23 protein-coding genes and 1 pseudogene are annotated in these 24,429 nt (G+C 41.3%); 13 read left to right on the forward strand and 11 right to left on the reverse strand.

Going from position 1 to position 24,429, the window contains the following annotated elements; all coding sequences use genetic code 11:
* Positions 1–517: 517 nt before the first annotated feature.
* Complete coding sequence (locus F8S12_RS22655; protein WP_196518535.1) at positions 518–907, reverse strand: DUF1499 domain-containing protein; 390 nt, start codon at positions 905–907, stop codon at positions 518–520.
* Between the two features lie 347 nt (positions 908–1,254).
* On the opposite strand from F8S12_RS22655, the gene F8S12_RS22660 reads away from it, so the two are divergent.
* The 5 genes and pseudogenes from F8S12_RS22660 to F8S12_RS22680 all read left to right on the forward strand — a co-directional run bounded on the left by F8S12_RS22660 (position 1,255) and on the right by F8S12_RS22680 (position 5,329).
* Complete coding sequence (locus F8S12_RS22660) at positions 1,255–2,403, forward strand: alanine--glyoxylate aminotransferase family protein (protein WP_196518536.1); 1,149 nt, start codon at positions 1,255–1,257, stop codon at positions 2,401–2,403.
* Between the two features lie 150 nt (positions 2,404–2,553).
* The gene (locus F8S12_RS22665) at positions 2,554–3,324 is read left to right on the forward strand and encodes a class I SAM-dependent methyltransferase (RefSeq protein ID WP_196518538.1); all 771 of its coding nucleotides are present in this window, start codon (positions 2,554–2,556) and stop codon (positions 3,322–3,324) included.
* A gap of 135 nt (positions 3,325–3,459) precedes the next feature.
* Positions 3,460–4,158, forward strand: coding sequence for a glutathione binding-like protein (locus tag F8S12_RS22670; RefSeq protein WP_196518539.1), 699 nt, complete (start codon positions 3,460–3,462; stop codon positions 4,156–4,158).
* Positions 4,159–4,373: 215 nt separating this feature from the next.
* Positions 4,374–4,499 (forward strand): annotated as a pseudogene (locus tag F8S12_RS40860) (ArsC/Spx/MgsR family protein); the annotation flags it as partial.
* A gap of 218 nt (positions 4,500–4,717) precedes the next feature.
* On the forward strand, positions 4,718–5,329 hold the full coding sequence (locus tag F8S12_RS22680; RefSeq protein ID WP_196518542.1) for a hypothetical protein: 612 nt from the start codon (positions 4,718–4,720) through the stop codon (positions 5,327–5,329).
* A gap of 193 nt (positions 5,330–5,522) precedes the next feature.
* Here the strand turns inward: F8S12_RS22680 and cysK are convergent, their stop codons facing one another.
* Positions 5,523–6,482 (reverse strand): cysteine synthase A, encoded by a 960-nt coding sequence (cysK, locus tag F8S12_RS22685; protein ID WP_196518544.1) that lies wholly within the window; start codon positions 6,480–6,482, stop codon positions 5,523–5,525.
* Between the two features lie 1,169 nt (positions 6,483–7,651).
* On the opposite strand from cysK, the gene F8S12_RS22690 reads away from it, so the two are divergent.
* The 6 genes from F8S12_RS22690 (at position 7,652) to F8S12_RS22715 (ending at position 11,132) form a co-directional block, all read left to right on the forward strand.
* Entirely contained in the window at positions 7,652–8,074 is a 423-nt protein-coding gene (locus F8S12_RS22690; RefSeq protein WP_196518546.1) for a hypothetical protein, read from the forward strand.
* A 39-nt stretch (positions 8,075–8,113) separates the two neighbouring features.
* On the forward strand, positions 8,114–8,395 hold the full coding sequence (locus tag F8S12_RS22695; protein ID WP_196518547.1) for a hypothetical protein: 282 nt from the start codon (positions 8,114–8,116) through the stop codon (positions 8,393–8,395).
* 2 nt (positions 8,396–8,397) lie between these two features.
* Positions 8,398–8,709, forward strand: a complete 312-nt coding sequence (locus F8S12_RS22700) for a hypothetical protein (protein WP_196518548.1) — start codon at positions 8,398–8,400, stop codon at positions 8,707–8,709.
* A gap of 538 nt (positions 8,710–9,247) precedes the next feature.
* Entirely contained in the window at positions 9,248–9,610 is a 363-nt protein-coding gene (locus tag F8S12_RS22705; RefSeq protein WP_196518550.1) for a hypothetical protein, read from the forward strand.
* Between the two features lie 150 nt (positions 9,611–9,760).
* Positions 9,761–10,768, forward strand: a complete 1,008-nt coding sequence (locus F8S12_RS22710; protein WP_196518552.1) for an LLM class flavin-dependent oxidoreductase — start codon at positions 9,761–9,763, stop codon at positions 10,766–10,768.
* Complete coding sequence (locus F8S12_RS22715) at positions 10,758–11,132, forward strand: hypothetical protein (RefSeq protein WP_196518554.1); 375 nt, start codon at positions 10,758–10,760, stop codon at positions 11,130–11,132. The genes F8S12_RS22710 and F8S12_RS22715 overlap by 11 nt, the downstream gene beginning before the upstream one ends.
* A gap of 233 nt (positions 11,133–11,365) precedes the next feature.
* Here F8S12_RS22715 and F8S12_RS40865 read toward each other — a convergent pair whose 3' ends face one another.
* Both F8S12_RS40865 and F8S12_RS40870 read right to left on the reverse strand, forming a co-directional pair.
* Entirely contained in the window at positions 11,366–11,551 is a 186-nt protein-coding gene (locus tag F8S12_RS40865) for a hypothetical protein (RefSeq protein WP_230968200.1), read from the reverse strand.
* Between the two features lie 15 nt (positions 11,552–11,566).
* Positions 11,567–11,839, reverse strand: a complete 273-nt coding sequence (locus tag F8S12_RS40870; protein WP_230968201.1) for a hypothetical protein — start codon at positions 11,837–11,839, stop codon at positions 11,567–11,569.
* Positions 11,840–12,134: 295 nt separating this feature from the next.
* On the opposite strand from F8S12_RS40870, the gene F8S12_RS22725 reads away from it, so the two are divergent.
* A complete protein-coding gene (locus F8S12_RS22725; protein WP_196518556.1) occupies positions 12,135–16,043 on the forward strand; it encodes an amino acid adenylation domain-containing protein in 3,909 nt (1,302 codons plus the stop codon).
* A gap of 230 nt (positions 16,044–16,273) precedes the next feature.
* On the forward strand, positions 16,274–16,726 hold the full coding sequence (locus tag F8S12_RS22730) for a DMT family transporter (protein WP_196518557.1): 453 nt from the start codon (positions 16,274–16,276) through the stop codon (positions 16,724–16,726).
* Positions 16,727–16,893: 167 nt separating this feature from the next.
* Here the strand turns inward: F8S12_RS22730 and hypB are convergent, their stop codons facing one another.
* From hypB to F8S12_RS22765, 7 genes are all read right to left on the reverse strand, one after another.
* Positions 16,894–17,715, reverse strand: coding sequence for a hydrogenase nickel incorporation protein HypB (gene hypB, locus F8S12_RS22735; RefSeq protein ID WP_196518559.1), 822 nt, complete (start codon positions 17,713–17,715; stop codon positions 16,894–16,896).
* Positions 17,706–18,047 carry a hydrogenase maturation nickel metallochaperone HypA/HybF gene (locus F8S12_RS22740; protein WP_196518561.1) on the reverse strand — a complete coding sequence of 114 codons (342 nt, stop codon included), beginning with the start codon at positions 18,045–18,047 and terminating at the stop codon, positions 17,706–17,708. The genes hypB and F8S12_RS22740 overlap by 10 nt, the downstream gene beginning before the upstream one ends.
* Before the next feature lie 13 nt (positions 18,048–18,060).
* Positions 18,061–19,164, reverse strand: a complete 1,104-nt coding sequence (gene hypE / locus F8S12_RS22745; protein ID WP_196518563.1) for a hydrogenase expression/formation protein HypE — start codon at positions 19,162–19,164, stop codon at positions 18,061–18,063.
* Positions 19,165–19,217: 53 nt separating this feature from the next.
* Positions 19,218–20,387 carry a hydrogenase formation protein HypD gene (hypD, locus tag F8S12_RS22750; protein ID WP_196518565.1) on the reverse strand — a complete coding sequence of 390 codons (1,170 nt, stop codon included), beginning with the start codon at positions 20,385–20,387 and terminating at the stop codon, positions 19,218–19,220.
* Positions 20,388–20,471: 84 nt separating this feature from the next.
* Entirely contained in the window at positions 20,472–20,732 is a 261-nt protein-coding gene (locus tag F8S12_RS22755; protein WP_196518566.1) for a HypC/HybG/HupF family hydrogenase formation chaperone, read from the reverse strand.
* 54 nt (positions 20,733–20,786) lie between these two features.
* Positions 20,787–23,135: a carbamoyltransferase HypF gene (hypF, locus tag F8S12_RS22760; protein ID WP_196518568.1), complete on the reverse strand. Its 2,349-nt coding sequence runs from the start codon at positions 23,133–23,135 to the stop codon at positions 20,787–20,789.
* Entirely contained in the window at positions 23,125–24,342 is a 1,218-nt protein-coding gene (locus F8S12_RS22765) for a hypothetical protein (protein ID WP_230968202.1), read from the reverse strand. Before F8S12_RS22765 ends, hypF begins: the two co-directional genes overlap by 11 nt.
* Positions 24,343–24,429: the final 87 nt, after the last annotated feature.

Genomic DNA, 24,429 nt, shown 5'->3' on the forward strand with positions numbered 1-24,429 from the left:
TTATTGAATTCGGGTGGTCGTTTATTGAATTTAAGCAGTAGTTAGGGTGGGGTAAAACCCAGATTCTTGAACAACTTCAGACTTGTGTGTACACCGTAGCTATGCAGGGCTACGGTGTACACACAAGTCGAAAAAAGCTCGATTTCCCATTGTTCTCTCGTTCCCATGCTCTGCATAGGAATGGCTAATTAGGGGCTGCTGCCTCCAGTTAGACATTGAGCCAGAGACTCAATGAATGCATTCCCAGGCGGAGCCTGGGAACGAGGAAAGCCTTATCAAGTTAAGTTTTTAGGACTTGTGTGTACACTGTAGCCCTGCATAGAGACGCAAGCGCGAACATCACGCAGCCTAAAGTACGGAATACGGCGCTGTGCGCTTGTTCCTCAAGGGTTTTCGGCATTTCCCTTATAATCAGAAGTTTACCGAGTACGGTTATAAAAAGAAGTAGTATAGTTCAATCAATTGAATCCGATCGCGTTCCCAATATAACCGTCTCGATCACAAGCAGAGTTAATACTTACTTAAATTTGGCTCTAATCGTCTCTATTCGTTGGCGATTAACACCCAAATCGCTCTGGCCTAAGCGTGAAGCTGAACGCACTTGGATAACATTAGCACTACGGTCTAAATAAAATTCTACATCATCCACAAATCCCAGCAAGGCACTTTTAAATTGTGCATATAAATAGTCTTGACTTTCGGTAATAATTGTGGTTCTTGGTAAAGACTGAATCACTTTTTTAAGATTAGCGATCGCTTGTTCTGGAGTAGATGTAAAAGTCAGTGGTGCAATTTTATGTTCTGCATCTGCACTCTGACTGGAAACACAGTTAGGGGAGTTAGGGCAGGATGCTAATTTACCGTTGTTAACACCTAAGTTATTCGGTCGTTTGCCAGCAAAAACCATAATTATCTCTCAGGTAAATGAATAAGTACTTTTTGAAATTATTATCAGAACTTACGCATAAGAGATCCCCCAACCCCCTTAAAAAGGGGGCTTTTAAGATTCCCCTTAAAAAGGGGGCTTTTAAAATTCTCCTTAAAAAGGGGGCTTTTAAGATTCCCCTTAAAAAGGGGGCTTTTAAGATTCCCCCCTTTTTAAGGGGGGCTAGGGGGGATCAAGTTTTCAGTGCGTAAGTCATGATTATAAAACTTTACAGCGATCGCATCTTCTAACAAATGACAGATTCACCAAAACATCGGTGATCTAATCGCTTTATGATGCGATAAGTATCGTCTAGGCGAAGAAAGATTATGACGCAAACAATTTCAATTAACGACTCTGGGCGCTTACAACTCACGCCGTTAGAAATCCCATCCCGTCTGCTATTAGGCCCGGGCCCCTCCAATGCCCATCCCACAGTTCTCCAGGCAATAAATACCTCACCCGTTGGGCATCTTGACCCAGCTTTTCTCGCACTGATGGATGAAATTCAGTCGTTGCTACGTTACGTATGGCAAACAGAAAACCCACTCACCATTGCAGTTAGCGGTACGGGAACAGCCGCAATGGAAGCAACTATCGCCAATTCCATTGAACCCGGTGATGTGATTTTGATTGGTGTAGCTGGTTACTTTGGTAATCGCCTCGTGGATATGGCTGGACGTTATGGTGCTGATGTGCGAACTATTACAAAGCCTTGGGGACAAGTCTTCAACCTAGATGAACTCCAAATTGCTCTGAAAACTCATCGTCCGGCTATTTTGGCTTTAGTTCATGCCGAAACTTCCACCGGCGCCCGTCAACCATTAGAAGGGGTCGCTGATTTGTGTCGTGAATTTGGCACATTGCTACTGGTAGATACGGTGACAAGTCTCGGTGGTGTCCCCTTGTTTTTGGATGCTTGGGGAGTTGACTTAGCTTATAGTTGTAGCCAAAAAGGGTTGGGTTGCCCGCCTGGTGCTTCGCCCTTTACCATGAGTCTGCGTGCGGTTGAGAAATTGCAACGGCGGCAATCGAAGGTTCCAAACTGGTATTTGGATATGTCGTTATTGGGTAAGTATTGGGGCGCTGAACGCATCTATCACCACACAGCACCGATTAATTTATACTATGCCTTGCGAGAAGCATTACGTTTAGTTGCAGAAGAGGGATTAGCAAACTGCTGGCAGCGTCATCAAAAAAACGTAGAATATCTCTGGGAAGAGTTGGAAAGCTTAGGACTGAGTATGCACGTTGAGCGAGAGTATCGACTGCCAACCCTTACCACTGTTCGCATTCCAGCAGGGGTAGATGGGAAAGCGATCGCTCGCCAGTTGCTCAATGAACATAATATTGAAATTGGCGGTGGTCTTGGCGAACTAGCCAATCAGGTTTGGCGCGTGGGATTGATGGGCTTTAATAGTCGTAAGGAAAGTGTTGACCAACTTTTAGCAGCACTGCGGCAGGTTTTACCTAAGTAGTTTGGGGTAAATTGGTGCGTTAAACATCGCTCAAACTTATCTTTAGCATCTTACGTCAACCCTGTAGCGCCTGGACATGGGAAGTAGAGCTATGTCCGTAGGTAGAGAACTCCTAGCCTAGACAATTGTTACAAAAGTAGTTTTGAACCTATGAAAATTGATTTTGGTGCAACTGCCATTGATTATGCAAAACACCGGGCTGGCTTTCCCAGTTCATTATTTAACAAACTGTCTGAATACGGCATAGGTTTACCAGGACAAAACATTGTTGACCTCGGTACAGGAACAGGAACACTAGCGCGAGGCTTTGCTGATAGAGGTGCTTATGTGATTGGCATAGACCCATCAATCTCACTTCTAGAACAAGCGGCATATTTAAGCGAATCTGCCCAACTCCAAGTAGATTATCGAGTCGCAACTGCCGAAAATACAGAGTTACCAGACGCTAGCGCTGATGTGGTCACTGCTGGACAGTCTTGGCATTGGTTTGACCGTCCCCAGGTCGTCCGAGAAATTACTCGGATATTGAGAGCGAATGGCTTGATTGCGATCGCTCATTTTGATTGGATACCCTTAAAAGGTAATATAGTCGAAGCAACGGAACAACTGATAGCAGCTCATAATCCAGCGTGGAAACTGGGCGGTGGTACTGGGTTATATCCTTTGTGGTTACGAGATATTGGAGAAGGAGGATTTAGAGAAATCAGAACATTTTCTTACGATGTATTTGTGTCTTATACACACGAAGATTGGCGGGGACGAATTCGTGCTAGTGCTGGTGTGGGAGCTAGCTTAACAGCAGAAAAGGTAGAAGTATTTGACCGAGAATTAGCGATATTACTTGAAGCAAAATATCCCGCGCCAATTCTTCAAGTTCACCACAGAGTTTGGGCAGCGATCGCCAAATCACCTCAGCCTTAGACTAATTCGTAATTCGTAATTAAGAGGCTTTAGATAGACTCTGGAATAATTAATGGTAGTTCATAGGAATAGCAGAGGTGTCTGTAACGCACTATTAAACTACAAAAGAATCTCACAATATAAGGAGAAACAACCATGATTGAACTTTACTATTGGACAACCCCAAACGGTCATAAAATTACAATTTTTTTGGAAGAAGTCGGATTGCCCTATAATATTGTTCCTGTAAATATTGGCGCTGGGGATCAATTTAAGCCGGAATTTCTGAAGATTTCTCCTAACAATCGTATCCCCGCGATCGTTGACCAAAAACCAGCAGATGGAGGTGAGCCAATTTCTGTATTTGAGTCTGGTGCAATCTTGCTGTATTTAGCAGAAAAAACCGGGAAATTAATTCCAGAAGATTTGCGTAATCGTACTCAAGTTTTAGAATGGTTGTTTTGGCAAATGGCAGGGTTAGGGCCAATGGCGGGACAAAATCATCACTTTGGTACTTATGCTCCCGAAAAGATTGAGTATGCCATTAACCGCTATGTGAATGAGACGGGACGCTTGTATGCAGTGTTGAATAAGCAGCTAGCAGATAGAGAATTTATAACTGGCGATTATTCCATTGCCGATATTGCTGCTTATCCTTGGATTGTACCCCATGAGATCCAAAGCCAAAACCTAGAGGATTTTCCTAACCTCAAGCGTTGGTTTGAAACAATAAAAGCCCGTCCGGCAACAATTCGCGCCTACGAGAAAGCCGAAGCATTTAAAACTCAAGCGCTTGATCCAGATAAGTTACGAGATTTGTTATTTAACCAGTCGGCAAAGACTATTCAGCCTTGAGTGTTCTGAGTGTTTTGTGACTGTGGCGATCGCTTTGCAGGAAATTGTACTACTTCCACTCTATGCCTTAACTGCCTTGGCGATCGCTATACATTTTGGCTATGTCAAGTTGCGTATCGGCATCTTTCCAAGCTGTTCTCAATTCGGCTTCTACAACTTGAGCGGCATCATGTTTTAGGCGAAAAAATCGATGCGATCGAGATGTATGATCAAGCGATCGCCCCGTAGTCGAATGGTTCAATCGTTCCGCCCCAAAGGTAAAATCTGGTGAGGTGGTTCCTGAAAAAATCGATGCAGAAACCGCTTTGATGTTACCAAAAATACTTTTCAAACATCCTCTTAGATTTTTCTTTACGTTTATTAAAATCGTGTCCTATTTGGCGCGTAAGTAGTTGTGCAAAATTAAATATATATTTGTCATTGCGAGTGGAGCGAAGCGGAATGAAGCAATCCCAAACCCTTGCGATTGCTTCTCTACATTTCATTTCGCTCGCAATGACATAAATAATTTTGCGTAACCACTTATCTCGTCTCTATCCGTAATTTGTAGGAGTTTAGTATGTTTAATAGTTTCTCTCGGCATCGAATTGTAAAGGTAGCGGTCGGTTTTGTTGCCGGAATTGCTTGTATAGTACAAACTCAGACGATTGTGCAAGCAGCATTTCTAAATGGCGCTGATAATTTTTCACTAAAGGGAAATCGAATTGCAAATGGTACATACACAATACGATCCCTTGGCACTATATCCGGTGCCGCCTATATAGTAAAAACTCAGACGATTGTGCAAACAGCATATCAGCAACGCACTACTAATTCAGGGCGAATTCCAATTATTGCAAATGGTACATACACAATACGATCCCTTGGCACTATACCCGGTGCCGACTATTTAGATGGTAGGACAGGTAACGGCACGGTTGGGCTGGCTCCTACTTACACTAGAGGATTTACAGGGGCTAGGTGGCAGATATCTTCTAGAGTAGTAAGACAACGTACTTACTACTACACATACTACACAATACGCTCCTGTGGCACTACACCCGGTGCCGACTATTTAGATGGTAGGACAGGTAACGGCACGGTTGGGCTCGCTCCTACTTACACTGGAGGATTTACAGGGGCTAGGTGGTCTATTACCCCTACCAATGAGTCCTGTGCAGGTCCGGGCTAACGATTTTACCGCCATGCCGGTAGGCTGAGTATTGCATGGTAATAAGCTAAACCACATCTAGTTTGCATAATCTGAAATTGTACATTTCTTGTGGGGTGGGCGACACGAGCGCCCATGCAATTTTTATGTGGAACAGCTTACTATCGATTTTATCGGGTTTCTTCGGGTAGCCAAGCCAAAAGCGATCGCCTAATTAACGCACGCCAGCAGTTTCTAAAGACAAATCTTGAAACATCGGTGTGCTGAGGTAACGTTCACCAAAGGAAGGCTGAATCATCACGATTAAACGTCCGGCATTTTCTGGACGTTTACCTACTTGAATTGCGGCACACAAAGCTGCACCAGATGATATCCCAGACAATAAGCCTTCTTCTTTTGCTAAACGTCGGCCATAAGCGATCGCTTGTTCATCGCTGACTCTAATTACTTCATCAACCAATTCCAGGCGGAGAACATCTGGGATAAAGCCGGCACCAATACCTTGAATTTTATGTGGCCCGGCTTCACCACCAGAAAGAACTGGGCTGTTGCTGGGTTCAACTGCGATCGCTTGAAAAGTCTGCTTGCGCTGTTTGAGTACTTCTGCAATCCCAGTAATCGTCCCACCAGTACCTACTCCAGCAATGACAATATCCACTTCCCCATCTGTATCCGCCCAAATTTCTTCGGCTGTGGTTTCCTGGTGAACTTTGGGATTGGCGGGGTTGCGAAACTGTTGCAGCATAAAAGCATTGGGAGTATTAGCCACAATTTCTTCAGCTTTGCGAATTGCTCCTCGCATTCCCTCAGCACCAGGTGTCAACTCTAGAGACGCACCATAAGCTCTAAGCATAGATCGTCGTTCTTGGCTCATCGTCTCAGGCATTGTCAAAATCAAACGGTAGCCACGCGCTGCTGCTACCATCGCTAAAGCAATTCCTGTATTACCTGAAGTAGGTTCCACTAAAATGGTTTTTCCAGGGGAAATTGAGCCAACTGCTTCTGCTGAGAGTACCATACTTAAACCAATACGGTCTTTCACCGAAGCTGCCGGGTTCATCCCTTCTAATTTGACAACTATCCTTGCTACTACTCCCTCAGCTTGGGGAATCTTATTCAGTTGAACTAAAGGAGTTCGTCCAATAAGTTCTGTTATGTCTTTAGCAATCCGCATTATTTAACTCCTAAAATCCTAAAACTTAGTACAGAGTCTTTAGTTATAACAATAAGCTTTTGTGTATTTAATTTGTAGTTTAGTGTCAATGAGTGCATATACTATGTATTCTAACTAAACCACAAAATATGAAAGTTTAGGAAGAACCTTTATCAGATTTTCCCAATGATTCTTACTAGCACATACTTGCATTTTAGCATTTAGAACTGCTAATTATTGCCTCTTTGACTGAGAGGTTGTTTGAAAAGTGGTCGGTAATGTATCAAAAATTTCAGATCCTCCTAAATCCTCCTTAAAAAGGAGGACTTTGAAAAGATTATTCCCCCCTTTTTAAGGGGGGCTAGGGGGGATCTCGATACAATCATAGACTTTTCAAACAACCTCTAAGATTCGGTTTCTAAAATTCTGTATATATGCATAACTTTTCCCATTATTTTCAATATTTTCTATTTGCTATGGAAATATAATTTACTTTCAAAACATTTAATTGTTTTTCTTAATTTATTAGTCTATATTTATCAAGAGACATTGATATTTGCTTTTGAGTGCAGGTTTTGTCCGCCCATAATTGCATCAAAAACAATCCTTAACCATTGCCTACATTGCTTTTAAGTTGAGTGCAGAAATACCAGAACCCCAGATCGAAAATACTAGAACCCCGTCTTAAAAACACTAGCACCCATACCCCAATGAAATTTTGTAAGACTTATCGGGTGGGAATTACAAGCTTTGAGTACTATTCTAATGAATTTAATAATCTTAACGGGGCTGGGGTAAACTGTTTTGTGGAGAGCGGCTGATATAAATCGTATAGGATTTACGCAGAGATTCCCCTCTACCCCCCAACATTCCTGAGCGAAAGCTTAGTGAACTAGGGGGGACTTCTTAATCTCTCTTTTGAGAGTAGGATGAAACCACATTCTTTGAATATGGGTGCGTTATTTCTGACTGATTAATCCTACGTTTTGTGAAAAGCTTGGTAACTTTTTAGTGTTCAGTGGTCAGTGGGAATTAGAAAAATAACTGACAACTAACGATTTGGAAAATTACCGTTTAGATATATTTTAATATCAAAACTGTTTCAGAGGTAGAAATATATAGCTACTTTAGATAAACAGCAAAAGATATTTTCTTACTGGGTGTATACTACCTAGCAAGGTAGAGCCAAGATGAAAGCCAAACTTTTAAATGTTCTTACAGTTTGCGTAGTTACCTTAGCAGTGCTTTCTCCAGAACTAGTGGTATTTGGCATAATTTGGGAGCGACATCTAGACTTAGTAAAATCCCAGAATTTAGCCGACGAAGTTAACAAGGCTAATACAGATGCTCTCGCCTTGGTTCCCCAGACAGAAGGTACACATTCCCCTCAGACTACTATCCAATCCTCTGACCGTAATGTGGTTCATCAAATGCTGAGTGTTGCTGAAGAATATAAATTTGCCACTATCCTGCAATGGTTCTTCTTGTTAACCCCTATTTGTATTGGGCTGGGGATTCTCTTTTACGACAGATATCTTGTTCATCGTGCGGCTCTTTTAAAAGAACAAGTTGAAATGTTGGAAAGACTGTGGCAGCAAAGTATTGAACAGTAACCAATTCACAATTTACTCACTCAAACCAACAAACTTACTATGACAGAACAACGCCAACAACTGTATTTTAATCTGATTGATGAGTTACTGAAATGCCCTAATGGTCAGGAACCAGAAATTTTGGAATCTCAGCCAGAATTGATTGATTCTGGCTTAGTAGAAACAATGTTACAAGTAGCAACTATGTTTGCCCATGAAGGCAATCAAGATGGTGCACAGTTTTTATTTTTTATTGGTCGTGAGCTAGCTAAACAATTGGGTTTATATCCAGAAGTTCCCAATACTGAAGCTGCAAATCCTGAAGTTGCAAATAAGGAGTAAAAATGCTATTGACTTCGACGGATGCAGGACAAATAGCTTTAGAACTGCTCATGGCAGATTGGAATATTTCAGAAGAGAACAGAGAGTGGTTCACAATTTTTAACTCTCGTCTGATTGGCGAGAGTTGGTATACTGTGGAATTAGGTATAGAAGGATTTCCAGATAGGTGGTTTCTTCAAGTATATGACAATGGAGTGTGTGACCCAAACTATACATTTATATCACCGATAGATGGTTCTGAAGGATTTACAGACTTCATAAATGTACCAGATATTATAGCAGAGGTCTTAGTTTGTGAACGCAATGCTCGATAATAGCAATTAAAAATTCAAAAGTTATAATTCAACATTGAAATGTGGTAATTAAATACATTTGATTTGAATTCATAATTTTCGATATCAGAGTATTTGGGTACATCTCACCTTTGCAAATATAGCTGCTAGTTCTATTCGCCAAAGTTAGAGGTATTGAAACCAATACTTTGATATTTCGGGGTTGCATATTTGTGGGATGATTTATTTCACGCAGAGGAGCCAGTGCGTTGGGCGGCTTTGCCGACTTGTACCCCTTCGGGGAAGCAAGCTACGCGCAGCGTCTCCGGTAAGGAGAAGCACCTGGCATTGCGCCCAGACGCGGAGAGTATAAGGAGTTTTGGATTTCAATACATAAAATTTTATTCCTTGATTTAGCAAGGTCGATATTTTACTCAAAATAAAGATGCTTTACGCAAATATGAGGTGATACCAAATAAGGTACACCTCTTTTTTTGGATGATATTTAATATTTTATTTAAGCTTAATAAGCTATTTCGTCATATTTAACTGACAAAATTATGTTATATTAAATAGCGTAATGGACGCTACAGAAATATCAGTTCCAATGATTGCTGAAGATGTCTTAGCCAAAGAATTCACAAGAGTCGTCAACCATTACTACCCGCAAGTTGGGGAATTGCTGGATGGGTGTTATGTGAAAGTCATCACCTGTTTTTGGGGACGACCTGCTAGACGTTTGCAATATATAGGAATTTATTGCTCTGACGAAATGATTTCCTGTGTGCAAGCTCAAAAAGAAATACTCAGAGAAGTCGCAGACAACATGGGTCTAATGCAGGTAGTCTGCATGAATGCCAAGCGATTGTTGCGCGATCCGATGTCGAAAGTCAAACAAAACAACCCACGCCTATGGTTGGAGTTGCAGTGGGTTGCAACTTAGTGATTCATCGCATTAATTAAGTTTGTAGTAAGCACTTTAGTGCTTAAATATTTGAGGATTAAAATCCTCACTACAAACCTATCAAAATTTTTGTGATAGACCACTAGAATAACGAGCATTTACGGTGAGTACAAAGTATCAACGCAAGTAATGAAAACTGGAATTTTCTGCAATTACGATAATTATCACCAAGATGCTCGTCGTGCCATCTTTGAACAAGTCGCACTGGTAAAACAGGCAGAAACTTTAGGTTTTGAGTCAGCCTGGGTGAGTGAGCATCATTTTAGTGAATCCAATCTCAGCCCGTCCATGTTGCTGTTAATGGCACACCTTGCGGGATTGACTTCAACTATCCAATTAGGCACTGCGGCGGTGCTATTGCCATTCCATAACCCGATTAGGGTAGCGGAAGATATTGCGACTTTGGATAACTTGTGCAATGGACGATTATTATTTGGAGTTGCCAAAGGCGGCCCCTTTCCCCAACAAAATAAGCATTTTGCGACATTACCAAGTGAATGTCGTCCCAAAATGCTAGAGGCGATCGCATTGATTCAAAAGCTTTTATATGAAACTGATGTATCATTTAATGGGCAATATTTTCAATGCGATCGCCTCACAATTTACCCAAAACCATTGCAAAGTAAAATACCAGTGTATGTTGCCACTGGCGGGGATGATGGTATCGAGTTTGCCGCTAAACATTCCTTTAGCTTAATGGGTGGGCCGCCATTTGCCCTAAAGAGATTGAAGGATACTGTTACCAAATATCGAGCCTTAAATTCTAGTGGTGCGGAAAACTTCGTACTGGCACGTTTCTTTTATGTTGGTAAAACATCTGATGAAGCAGTGAGTGAGGCATTACCTTTCATCCGCCAATTTAGCAAGAAAATGACAGCTAATTCGGCTGAAGTATTACAGAATAGTGCGAATCCCAACCAAAAACCATTTGATCGGACAAACATTTGTTTCGACGAAGATTATTTGATTGAGAACTCAATTATCGGTGATGTGGAGACTTGTCGAGACAGAATCAAGAAATTTCAGGACGAATTAAATTTAGGTACGCTAGCACTCAAACCCTCGTCTTCGGATATGCAAAAAAACCTGGAGAGTTTGATGCGCTACAACCAAGAGGTGCGAAATTATGTCTTCTAAACTATACTTGCTTCCTCCCGATGATTTACCTCCAACTGAGGTAACAAAACAGGATGGAATGCTGCAAATGGAGCTAGAACAGTCTACTGGTAGATGCTTTTATCTAGCGTGCGATCGCATTACGCGAGTACTGTTATCTAATTGTCAGTGGTATCTTACAACAAATGCTAGCATCCTAACATTAATTGTTGACTGCCCTGACTTAGTCTCTTACTGGCATATAGTCAGCAATATTCCCCAGTTAGGTAATAGGTTAGAGCGGTTTGCTACCAATGGTAAAATTCGCGTTTATCCGCCATTTGGCAAGGGGATGCCATTTGAAATCAGCGTAAATGAAATATCAGCTTATCGAGATTGGCTTTGAGGTAAATACAAACTGGGAATCACACAAAATATAGCTTATTCATCCTTATCTCTCTTCCACCCTGTACTCCTAAAGTGCAGGGTGTTGTAATTTTAGAAGACTTACAATATTGTCATTAAGAAGCTTTTCCAAAAAATCTGATAATCATTAAAACGTAGATTGCTAGTAATTGCAGGGGCAAAGCATTTTGGTAAAAATTTATCCCAAAGCTTTGCCCAAATGCTGGTGTTTGCTTACGTCAAAATCGCCATTCCTGAAGGAGGCAAATCAATTCGCACAGTTGCGCGACGGTCGTTATGATGTTGTACAGCTACAGTTTGGTCGCGCGGTGGGTAGCGTAAATATGAATCACTCCAATCACTTTTGTATAAAAAGGTCATGGTCGAGTCTGGAGGATGCATGTAAGTATCTACTGTCACTTCTGCACCGGGATTTTATAAGCCGTTGGTATTCAGTACCATCGAAACTTCTGTGTCAAACAACACCTGTGACCAAGCGACTAATTCGCCTTGTTGGGGAATTGAGAAGGGGTAATTAAAGAAGGATGTTTCGCGCAGGTAGTGATGTCCACGGCGCAATGCTTTACCAATTTTATCGTGACTGTTGCGAATCCGCGCGATCGCAGCTATCCGTAAATAGGTAGGATGGTCGATATTGAAGAAGTGACAGTCTGCTGTTTGAAACGCGCCAAAAGCACCGCCAAACATTGCTTCTTTAATATGAGGATTTATGCACAGATAGGAAAATGGAAGTATGCATCTCCAATGTTGGAAAAACTACTTCCAGTTTTCATGAACCCACAGAGGTATTTCCTAATTCACCTAAGTTGCGGGTTATTAAAAACCTTAAATTGCTCTTTAATCTCCTGATCTTCACTGGCTAAAATCTGCCAAGCTTGAAAAACTGAAAGACGATCTCAAAATCAGTTAGGCAAAATATTTTGTCGAACTCACTTCTACCCAACTGAAACGAAAAGTAGTTTAGAAAAATTAGAGAGCAATTATGCAAACTCAAGATTTGACTATTAAAAAGCTCGATAACGTAGAGTCAGAAGATTTAATGGTAAAATCTCTTCTTGACTTGTTTTTAGAGCAAGTGCAGGCTCAACCCGATACAGAAGCAGTTATCTGCGATCATTGTGATCCTGAAAGTATAACTTACCGAGAACTCGCCGAAATAAGTTCGCGCTTGGGTTCGTATCTTCAGCATCTTGGTGCAGCTGTCGATGAATGTGTAGGTATTTTCGTTGAGCCGTCGCTTGAGTTGGTCATTGGGATTTGGGGCATTTTGTTCTCAGGTAGCGCTTATTTGCCATTATCACCAGAATATCCCGAAGACCGATTGAGATATATGGTCGAGGATGCAGGCGTCAAAATTGTTTTTTCACAGGAAAAATTACGCGTTAGGTTAGCGGAACTAGTGCCTCCAGGAACGCGAATTGTTACCCTCGAAGAGTCCGAGGAATTTGAGATACCATCCGGCACAAATCCACAGAATGGACTCTCCAAGTGCGCGGGTTCGGATAACTTAGCTTATGTCATTTATACATCAGGAAGTACGGGAAAGCCGAAGGGTGTGATGATTGAACACCGCAGTATTATCAACCAGATGAGTTGGATGCGAGCTGTTTACAAGTTGGATCAGAGCAAAGTTATTTTGCAAAAAACACCCATGAGTTTTGACGCAGCACAATGGGAGATTCTTGCCTCCTGTTGTGGCAGTAAAGTGATTATGAGTATCCCCGGAGTCTATAAAGATTCAGAAAAATTAATTGAGAGTATTATCCGACATGATGTGACGACTGTGCAATGCGTTCCAACACTACTACAAGCGCTTCTCGACACTGACATATTCCACAATTGTAAGTCAATCACACAGATATTCAGCGGCGGCGAAATTCTATCAAAAAAACTTGCTCTACAATGTATTGAAGTGCTGCCAAAATGTGACTTAATTAATGTATATGGCCCGAGCGAATGTACTATCAATGCTTCCGCCTTTAAGGTTGATAAAAATACGATTGGTAATTACCCTGAGGCGATTCCAATCGGCACTCCCGTTCACAATACTCAGTTTTATATTTTCAACAGCGATCAATCGCTAGCACAAATTGGAGAAATCGGTGAGCTATACATCGGTGGTGTTCAGCTGGCGCGGGGATACCTTAATCGACCAGACTTGAGCAAGGAAAAGTTTATCAACAAATCGTTTTCCATGAGTTCTGGATCTGCCAGACTTTACAAGACTGGCGACTTAGCCTCTTGGAATGCAGATGGTACCGTTCAGTTCGTAGGTCGGGTAGACAATCAGGTGAAACTTAGAGGGTTTCGGATTGAGCTTGACGAAGTAAAGGTGGCAATTGAGAAACATGACTGGGTTAAGAACGCAGCCGTTATAGTTAAGAAAAATTCCCGTACCGGATACTCTGATTTGATTGCATGTATTGAATTGAGTCCTAAGCAAGCTGCTGTCATGGATCAGGGTGTCTATGGAGAACACCATCTGTCGAAGAAAAACAAGCTTCAAGTCAAAGCTCAATTGTCAAATCTCGGATATAGGGATATCGACGAAGAGAATTGTGTGCCTGGCCAGATAGAAATTGATCTTCCAGGTAAAACACCGACCGAGGAACAGCGGCGATTGGCCTTTACTCGGAAATCCTACCGTTTATTCGAGGGTGGTGCTATCCAGAAAGCTGACATTATGCAGTTGCTGGATAGACAAATTACTGGTACTGAAACCTACAATTTAGCCGATTCTCGTGGCTTGGATGCGTTGAGCTTCACAGAATTAGGTCAGATATTGAGATATTTCGGGCCGTTTCACAGCGATGAGCGTCTACTGCCGAAGTACGGTTACGCATCACCTGGTGCATTGTATGCAACGCAAATGTATCTCGAACTAGTCAACATAGCTGGTTTGAAGTCTGGTTACTACTATTACCATCCGGGATACCATCAATTAGTACTATTAAATGAAATAGATAGTACGGAAAAAACACGAATAAAAATACACTTCATTGGAAAGAGAAAAGCTATCGAGCTAGTTTATAAAAACAATATTCAAGAGGTACTCGAAATTGAAACTGGCCACATATTGGGTCTGTTTGATAAGATTCTTCCGGCATATAACCTTAGGATCGGAGATTCTGAGTATATGCCCGATGTCAAGGAGAAAGTGGTATGTGCAGACGAGTACTATTATTATCTGGGCAGTTTTGATTTAGTCCCTCAGGTCAAGCCATTGTCAATCGAACCAGTTGATATCTATGTGCAAAGTCATCCTGGAAAGATCGCTGATTTACCCACAGGTCTATACAAATACAAAGATAGCCGCTTAGAAAAAATCTCAGACGATATCATTCTGAAGAGGCATGTAATAGCTATAAATCAGCTAACCTACGAACAGGGAAGTTTTGGAATCACCATGATTGGTAGAAACAGCTGTAAATGGGCGAATTATTTTACCATCGGTAGGAAGCTTCAACATCTGCAAATGAACGATTTAAATCTTGGTCTGTTGTCCTCGGGATACAGCTCCGAGACTGGTAACGATCTTCCTTCGGCAAAGCAGATAACAAAGATACTCACCGCCAGTCATGAAGAACCGGGGCCTTCTTACTTCTGTATTGGTGGTCGTGTGAGTCATGAGCAGTTAATCAGCGAGGGGATGAAGGAAGACGCCATCCAGATGAAAGGCCCGGCAGAGTTGATCAAAGAGGATATATACAACTTTTTGCCTGATTACATGGTACCTAACAAGATCATAGTAATGGATAAGTTACCGCTTACCGCCAATGGAAAGATCGACGTTAAAGCATTGGAAGCGTCGGACAAAGTGAATATGGAAATGGCCCAACGACCCATCATCACACCTCGTACAAATACTGAACAGCGAATAGGCGAGATTTGGAAGAAGGCTATGAAGTGGGATTCTGTTTCCATATGTGACGATTTCTTTGAATCCGGCGGAAACTCACTGATTGCTGTGAGAATAATCAACGCTATCAACAAAGAGTTTCATTGTGTCTTGCCTTTACATGCTCTTTTTGAAGCTTCAACTATCGAGAAGTTGGCTCGTAAGATTGACAGTGATGAAGCTGAACTTTCCTCGCGTCTGGTACCTCTATCGTCCACGGGAGAAAATACTCCCGTCTATTGCTGGCCTGGACTTGGCGGCTACCCAATGAACTTGAGGTTGCTGGCAGAGAAAATAAATATCAATCGACCCTTTTACGGTGTCCAGTCCTATGGAATCAACCAAGGTGAGAAGCCGTTTTCCTCTGTTAGTGAGATGGCTACAGAAGACATTAAGGAAATAAAACGTATTCAACCAGTGGGTCCCTATACGCTCTGGGGATATTCCTTCGGCGCACGGGTGGCCTTTGAAGTTGCCTATCAGCTTGAGCAGTCCGGTGAGCAGGTGGAAAATCTGTTTTTGATCGCTCCGGGATCACCAAAGGTTAGAACTGACAATGAAGCTATTCATAGTAATCAACCTGTATTCACCAACAAAGCCTATGTGACAATTCTTTTCTCAGTTTTTGCAAGCACTATCACCGGCCCTGCACTAGAGGAGTGTTTGCAAGTCGCAAAGGATGAAGACAGCTTTGCGTCATTCATTTCAAGATATAAGAAGCTTGATTTGGATCTGGTGGAACGAATAATGAAAATTGTACAGCTGACATATGAAGCCAAGTACACATTCCGCGAACTAGCCCTGAGGCAGATCGTTGCGCCTATAACGATTTTTAAGGCCGATGGTGATGATTACTCGTTCATTGAGAGTTACAGTGGGCACTTTGAAAAGACTCCAACGGTTATAAACCTTGAAGTTGATCATTACAGCCTGCTCAAGATTACAGGCATCAGCAAATTGGTGAGCACGATTGATAAGCTGTCACATCTTTAATGTTCCACAGTATTCTCCTTGTAATAAGGGTTCCAGACCATAAAAAGTGCAAGTTATACGCACCACAGGTAATTGAGCAATCGAGCAAAAGCTTGACGCTCCCACTCCTATAAAACGCTAAGCAGATGATGCTCATGTCGTCAATGAGCATCAATAGCTTTTTCTATTACCTTGAAGATAAAAGCTTCAAGTATATTAACTTTAGGATAATCAAAACGAGAGGTTTAAGGATGAATGAACGCACGATTTATCTTTTTGCGGCACTCGCTGGGGGCGCGATTCTACCTGTTCAAATCGCACTGAATACGCTGTTGCGACGTTATATAGGCGAGCCAATGCAAGTTACGTTCGTTTCATACCTTGCAGGTACATTAACATCGCTTGCCGTCTGTTTTTTCGCACGGTATCCGATTCCTGCTTCGACCTCGCTTTTTCAAACATCTTGGTGGATGTGGGTTGGTGGTTGTTTGGGTACTTTATATGTTTGGGCAACTATTTTTTCCACACCTAAGATCGGAGCTGCACTTGCGCTTTCACTCACGATCGCAGGTCAAATGATAGCGGCACTTTTTCTTGATCATTATGGTGCGATCGGGCTTACCAAATATCCAGCTAGTCCATTACGCATAATAGGAATCGTCTTTGTCATTATTGGAGTTTCTTTGGTTGCTGCTAAAAAATGAAGATTGTGCTTATTGGGTGTTGAGCCAAGATACATTTCAGAAGGCAGGAGGCAGAAGTGTATCTTGTGCAACGCATTTCGGCACAAGTTTTTTTACATTAGTGCGGCTCTAAACCCACAATTAAAGCGTCCTTTTTTACGAAACCCTACATGGCGGTTCGTTCAAAATTATGACAAGTTTGTTACCTTTTCAGTTAGCCATGCATACCAATTCTCTAATCCAGCAGCAGTAGTTGCAGAAACCTGAAAAATTTGAATTTTGGGATTTACTTGTTTAGCATATTCTATGCACTTTTGAACATCAAAATATACATAAGGCAGCAAATCAATTTTCGTGATAATCATTATATCACTAGCACGGAACATATGGGGGTATTTCATCGGCTTATCTTCTCCTTCTGTGACTGAGAGAATCACGACTTTTGCATTTTCTCCTAAATCAAATAAAGCTGGACAAACCAAATTTCCCACATTTTCAATCATCACAACTGAGTTTAGCGGCGGATTGAGTTGTTGTAAACCCCTGTCTATCATTGAGGCATCTAAATGACAGCCTGTTCCGGTGTTGATTTGGATGACTTTACAACCTGTTTCTTTAATTTTTTTGGCATCGTTAGTAGTTTCTTGGTCGCCTTCAATGACACTAATTGATAATTGATGCTTTAAATCATTTATGGTTCGCGTTAAAAGAGTTGTTTTCCCAGCACCGGGAGAACTCATTAAATTTAATGTGAGAATATTTCGACCTTTAAACCATCCCCGATTTTGGGCAGCTATCAAGTTATTCTTTGCTAATATATCCTGTTCTAAGGATATTGTTGTGTTGTGTATTTTAGCATGAATTTGCGATGCTTCTATATGAGAATGAGTGATGACAGTTCCATCTGGTAAAGCGTGAGTATGATGATAATGCTTATATTCAGCTTCACCTGTTTCCAGATTGGTAATTTTAGTTTCACCATCATCAGAGCAACCGCAAGTTACACACATAATTCCTCTATTTCTATTTCTTTAATTTTCAGTTCTTCGCCAGTAATTAAATCTAATTGCACGCTACCGCAGTTACAGATGCCAAAGGGTTTATCTAGATAAATTTCTGCACCACATTGCCGACATTTTGCTAAACCTGGGATTTCTAAAATTTCTAATGTTGCATCTACTAAAACTGTACCTTGAGTGCAAATATCAAAACAAAATCGGATAGCGTCGGGCATAATGGCTGAAAGTTTGCCAATTTCTAATGAAACTCGCTGCACTTTTGCACCTCTAGCGTGTTCAGCTACAATTGCTACAATATTTTTGGTAATTCCAAGTTCGTGCATATTATAAAATCTATTAACAAATTCGTGGCAATTGGTCGCCTACTAACATATCAACAATCCTTTCCGCACCAAAAACTGTTTTTAACAATACAATACCTGGGGGTGAAGGAATAACTTCGCCAATAATACAAGCATCTTTGCCTGCCGGGTGTAATTTCATAGCTGATAAAATATTGTCAGCATTCTCTTTTGGTGCTACTACAACTAACTTACCTTCATTAGCTAAATACAATGGGTCTAAACCGAGAATTTCGCAAACTCCGTTGACTTCTTCACGCACTGGAATAGATTCTTCGTAGAGACGAATTCCCATATTGGAACTGAGGGCAAATTCATTTAGTACTGTGGCTAAACCTCCGCGTGTGGCATCTCGCATGGCGTGAACTTGGGGACATATATTGAGAATATTTTCTACTAAACTATGCAATGGTTGACAGTCACTTTCAATATTAGTTTCTAAGGCTAATTCCCCACGGGCAATCAAAATCGCTGCCCCATGATTGCCTATTTCACCATTAATTATTACTGCATCTCCAGATTGAATATTGCGGGCGGAAATATTAATTCCTCGCGGGATAATACCAATACCAGCAGTATTAATAAAGAGTTTATCGGCAGCACCGCGATGCACAACTTTTGTGTCACCAGTGACAATTTGAACACCAGCTTTTTTTGCGGCTGTTTTCATACTGGCTGCGACACGTCGCAAGGTTTCTACGGGTAATCCTTCTTCTAAAATTACGCTACAAGTTAAATATAAAGGTTTAGCACCGCTAACAGCTAAATCATTAACTGTGCCGTTGATAGCTAATTCTCCTATATCACTACCGGGAAAAAATAACGGGTCTACAACATAAGAATCTGTAGTAAATGCGAGTCTGTCTCCTTGTTGTAGGAGAGGGGCTAAGTTGAAGCTGGCTTGGTCTTCTAGTTGGGAGAGAATTGGGTTATCAAAAGTGCTGACGAATATATCATCTATTAAATCACGCATGGCTTTACCACCACTGCCATGTGCGAGAGTTATATGAGTGTCTTGTACTTTGCCTTGGCGACGGGGGGCTTGTTGTAATTTTTGAAAGAGGGGATTTTGTATTGAGTTTGTGGGGGATACATTCATACTTTTTTTTAACGCAAAGGAACGCAAAGGGAAGCGCAGAGGGACGCGGAGTATTATAAGTCTGAGGAGAAGCCGCAGGCGGGGAGAGGTTCTTGAGTTATTTTTGGTTTTTGGGTGATTGTTCTTTTGAGTCGTCCATATTTGTAATAGGCTGCACAAGCGCCTTCGGAAGATACCATGCAAGTACCAATGGGTGTTTCTGGTGTGCAAGCTGTACCGAATACTTTGCACTCCCAAGGCTTTAAGATTCCTTTGAGGATTTCTCCACATTTACAAGCTTTATGGTCAGCTACTTTAAGATTAGGAATGGTAAATTTAAGTTCGGCATCAAATTGGGCATATTCAGGTTTAAGTTTTAATCCTGAATAGGGGATGTCACCTAAGCCGCGCCAGTCAAAACTATCTCGCACGGCGAAAACTTTATTTATGGCTTGCAGCGCTATTAGATTCCCGCTTTTTTGGACAATTCGGTTATATTGGTTTTCAACTTCACAACGATTTTCTACTAACTGCTGTAACAGCATCCAAATTGATTGGAGAATATCTAAGGGTTCAAATCCTGAGACGACAATTGGTTTATTATATTGTTGGGAAATAAACTCATAAGGGTCAGTGCCAATTACCATGCTGACATGACCAGGCCCAACAAATCCATCTAGTTGTAAATCGGGATTATCTAATAGGGCTTTGAGGGCGGGAATCACGAGGACGTGATTAGAAAACATACTAAAGTTATGAATTTCTTCGGCTGCTGCTTGCAGAATGGTGAAGGCGGTGCTGGGGGCTGTGGTTTCAAAGCCTAATGCGAAGAAAACTACTTGTTTGTCGGGGTTATCTCTGGCAATTTGCAAGCTGTCTAGGGGAGAGTACACCATACGGATGTCTGCACCTTGTGCCCTAGCTTGCAGTAAATTCGTTTTGGAACCGGGAACTCGCATCGCATCGCCAAAGGTGGCAAAAATGACGTTATGATTTTGGGAGATTGCGATCGCATCATCTAATCTCCCTTTTGGCATAACACATACTGGACAACCAGGCCCATGAATTAGTTCAATGGCTTCGGGTAATATTTCTTCGATACCATATTTAAATATAGAGTGAGTATGTCCGCCGCATACCTCCATGATTTTGATAGGTTTTTCTAGCTGATTGCATAATTTGGCGATTTCGCGGCGTATAGCTTCAGCTTTCTCCGGTTCGCGGAATTCGTCAACATATTTCATAGGAAGTATATCAGTTAATTTTAGGCATTAGTTTTAAACTCTTTCTCCGCGCCTCTGCGTCTCTGCGTGAAAAAATCCCTTATTTTAAGTACTAATCCCTGCTTGTGCTGCTGCTAATTCTTGGAAGAGTTGTAATGTTTCCGCCGCTTCTTGTTCGTTAATTCGATTCATAGCAAAGCCAACGTGCACTAATACCCAATCACCAATACAAGCTTCGGCAGGATGTTGTTCATCTACGATACAAGCAATATTTACTTCGCGTTTAACACCACCAATATTAACAATGGCTAATTTATGATTAACGTTGGTAATTTCTATAATTTGTCCGGGAATTCCTAAGCACATTTTTATTCTCTTTGCGCCTTTGCGCCTTTGCGTGAGATAAATTCTTTTTCTAAATCAACACTCATGTATTAATTGTGCGGCTGCAATAACTGCTTGTCCTAAAGATAACCCGCCGTCATTAGCTGGAACTAACCTGTGAGTAAGTACTTTTATTCCCAATGTTTGTAATCCTTTGGTAACTTGCTCTAACAATATACAATTTTGAAATACTCCTCCTGTTAAGACAACCTGATTAATCAGATTTTGTTGACAAAGATGCTTAACCATTTCCACAATCGCATTCGCTAAACCTTTGTGGAATTTTGCAGCCATAACTGGTTGGGGAATCTGCTGCTGTAAGTCATCGAGCAAGGCTTGCCACATTGGACGCGGGTCTATACAATAAATACTATCTGAAAAGCTAAAAATAAAAGGATATATTAGCGTTTCTTTATGATTATTTAAGCTGTTAACATCTACTATAGCTTCCATTGCGATCGCAGCTTGTCCTTCATAGCTACATTCATCTCTATAAATACCCATAGCTGCCGCCACTGCATCGAACAACCGCCCCACTGAGGAAGCGAGAGGAGAGTTAATTTCTTTCTCAATAAGTTGATTAAGTAGTTTTAGTGGTTTTTTATTCAGGAATTTTACAATTTCTAAATCAGCATATTGTTGTTGACAATCATTCCAAAGGTTAGCAGATATTAATTGAGCATAGGTATTACGCCAAGGCTGATAAATTGCTTGTTCACCACCAATCATTTCTACTGGTTTAAACGTTGCTAGGCGCTGAAATTTACGGTAATCTCCTAAAAGGAATTCTCCCCCCCAGAGTCTACCATCGTCACCGTAACCTAAACCATCTAAAGCAATGCCTAATACCGGAGGTGAATCTAAAGCAATACCATTTTCTGCCATGCAAGCAGCGATATGGGCGTGATGATGTTGGATTTGATAAATTTTGATTTGATTTGTGTCCGAAAGTTGTTTCCCAAGTTTGCTTGAAAGATATTCAGGATGTTTATCTATGGCAATTACTTCTGGTTGATATTCAAATAAATTCAAGTATAAATTCAAAGTGTCTTGGCAAGCATTGAAAGCCGCAGCATTTTCTAAATCTCCCAGATGTTGAGAGAGAATTGCTTCTCCTTCACGCAACAAACAAAAGGTATTTTTTAACTCACTGCCCATTGCTAAAATTTGCGGGACATTGTGAAATCCCGGTGGTAAACTAATCGGTGCTGGTGCATATCCTCTAGCACGGCGAATTGTTTGAACTTTATCGTCGATAACTCTCACCACCGAATCATCTACCCGATTAATAATCTCTCGATTGTGAAAGAGAAAATAATCAGCAATTGTCCCTAATTTTTCTCTTGCCTCATCATTATCAATACATTGTGGTTCATCAGCAATATTGCCACTTGTTAAAACAATTGGGCGATTCATCCGCCGCAGAATTAAATGATGTAAGGGCGTATAAGGTAGCATGAAACCGAAGGTATTTTGTCCTGGTGCAACTGACAATGCTAGTAGTTTTTTATCTGACGCTTGTAGTAAAACAATTGGTGCAGCAGGACTTGTCAATAATTCTTTTTCTTTAGCGTTGACTGTGCAATATTCTTCAATTATTTCAATATCTCGCGCCATTAAAGCAAAGGGTTTATGATAGCGCCTTTTGCGTTGACGCAGTTTTTGGACAGCAGTTTCCTGAGTTGCATCGCAAGCCAGATGAATACCACTTAACCCTTTAATTGCTACAATCTCACCCTTTTGCAATAGAGTACAAACGGCATCAACATCATCCAACATGGAGAACATAGAAGCAGTAACCGATTTACCATCAGCGCGTTCTAACCAAGCTGTGGGGCCGCAAGCATGACAAGCTACAGGTTGGGCGTGAAAACGGCGGTTTTCGATATTGTGGTATTCTTTCGCACATTCGGGACATATCACAAACGCAGACATACTGGTATTGCATCTGTCGTAAGGAATCGCACGAATAATACTCAGGCGGGGGCCGCAATGAGTACAGTTAGTAAAAGGATAGCGATAAAAGCGGCTAAAGGGGTCGAATATTTCTTGTTGACATTGCAAACAAGTGGCTGCATCAGGGGTAATTTCTGTTTTAATGGCATTACTGATACTAGGAGAAATTACAAAATTATCAAATTTCAATTCACCTTCATAAATAATTCTTGTTAGTTGATTAATTCTTGCCAACGGTGGACATTCTGTTTGCAATCTGGCAACAAATTCGGTTATTGCTTCCTCACTACCAGATACCCTGATTAAAACACCTTGGCCATCATTACAAACATCTCCATGCAAATCGCAGGCTTTAGCAAGACGATATACAGTAGGGCGAAATCCTACTCCTTGAACAGTACCACAAACTCTAATTTCTTCAGTCGGCATAGTTAAACTGCCACAGCAAAATTCGGTTGTTTCCAGAATCAGCTATTACCAACCTATTGCCACAAATTTTTATACCGTAACACCAATTTAAGCTATCTCGTTTTGGCAGTCCGAAATTACGATTTTCACCTTTATTTTGAAAACTTATTTGTCCTGCAATCCCATTTGCCGCCGCACCTTGTAATGATAGAATAGATTCTGCTTTTCTCCATCCTAACAAACGAGAATTAGCAGTATCTGCAACTACTAACCAATCCCCAGCCACCCCCACACCATAAGGCATACTCAAACTACTAGCACTTGGTAAATAAACTCCTTGATTCATTTCCACACTATCAAAGTTTTTTTGTCCTAAAACTACTGTACAAGGGGTATTATTTTCTGTTGGCATTCCCTGCCAAATCATTACCCGGTGATTACCTGCATCGGTGACAACCAAATTATCTCCCCAAAAGGTGATATCGTGACACCAACGCATACTCGCTGCGGTTGGAGAAGCACCGCCGTTTTCATTGCGAGATATCATATCAGGTTGTCCCAAAACTAAATCAGCAGGTTGACCATTTTCTGTTGGTAATTGATGCCAAATTAATACCCTTCGATTACCTGTGTCAGCAATAAATAGCCGTCCTTGATGATAGAAAACACCATAAGGCCAGTGCATTGTATTAGCAGACGCTGCTTGATTTCCCCGATTTGGTTCGTTATCGGTAAAATTAACTTGCCCTAACACCAAATCGGCTGGAACATTGCTATCTTCTGGTAAGTTTTTCCAAATCAAAACCCGATGATTCCAAGCATCTGCTACAGCTAATCCTTCGCTGCAAGGACAAATCCCTGTTGGTACACTTAAAGTTGCTCTTCCCGGTGTAGTTTTAGCATTTTGTCCCTCAGAATAAAAGTCAGGTTGTCCAATTACCCAATCAGCAGGTTGACTATCTCTTGTGGGTAAATTCTGCCATCCCAATAATCGATGATGTCCCGTATCTGATACCCACAATGGGCCTGTTTCTGATAACAAACAAGCAGCACGAGGCCCAAACATTGTTGTGGCACTGGGTGCTACAGGTATCACTAATTGTTGTGGTCCAATAATGTTGCCTAAAATTACCTCTGCACCTTGAGGTGATAGAGATAATTCTTGAGAGATTTCTGTTGCTTCTGGCGGTAATTGTGATATGGGATTAATTGTGATTGGGATATCCATGAACCGCAGATAGACGCTGATAATTATTTAAAAACATTAATGTTTAACAGCGTGTAACAACAGTAACAATTTTACATTATGTTTTTA

Source organism: Nostoc sp. WHI, assembly GCF_015714725.1.
GTDB lineage: Bacteria > Cyanobacteriota > Cyanobacteriia > Cyanobacteriales > Nostocaceae > Nostoc.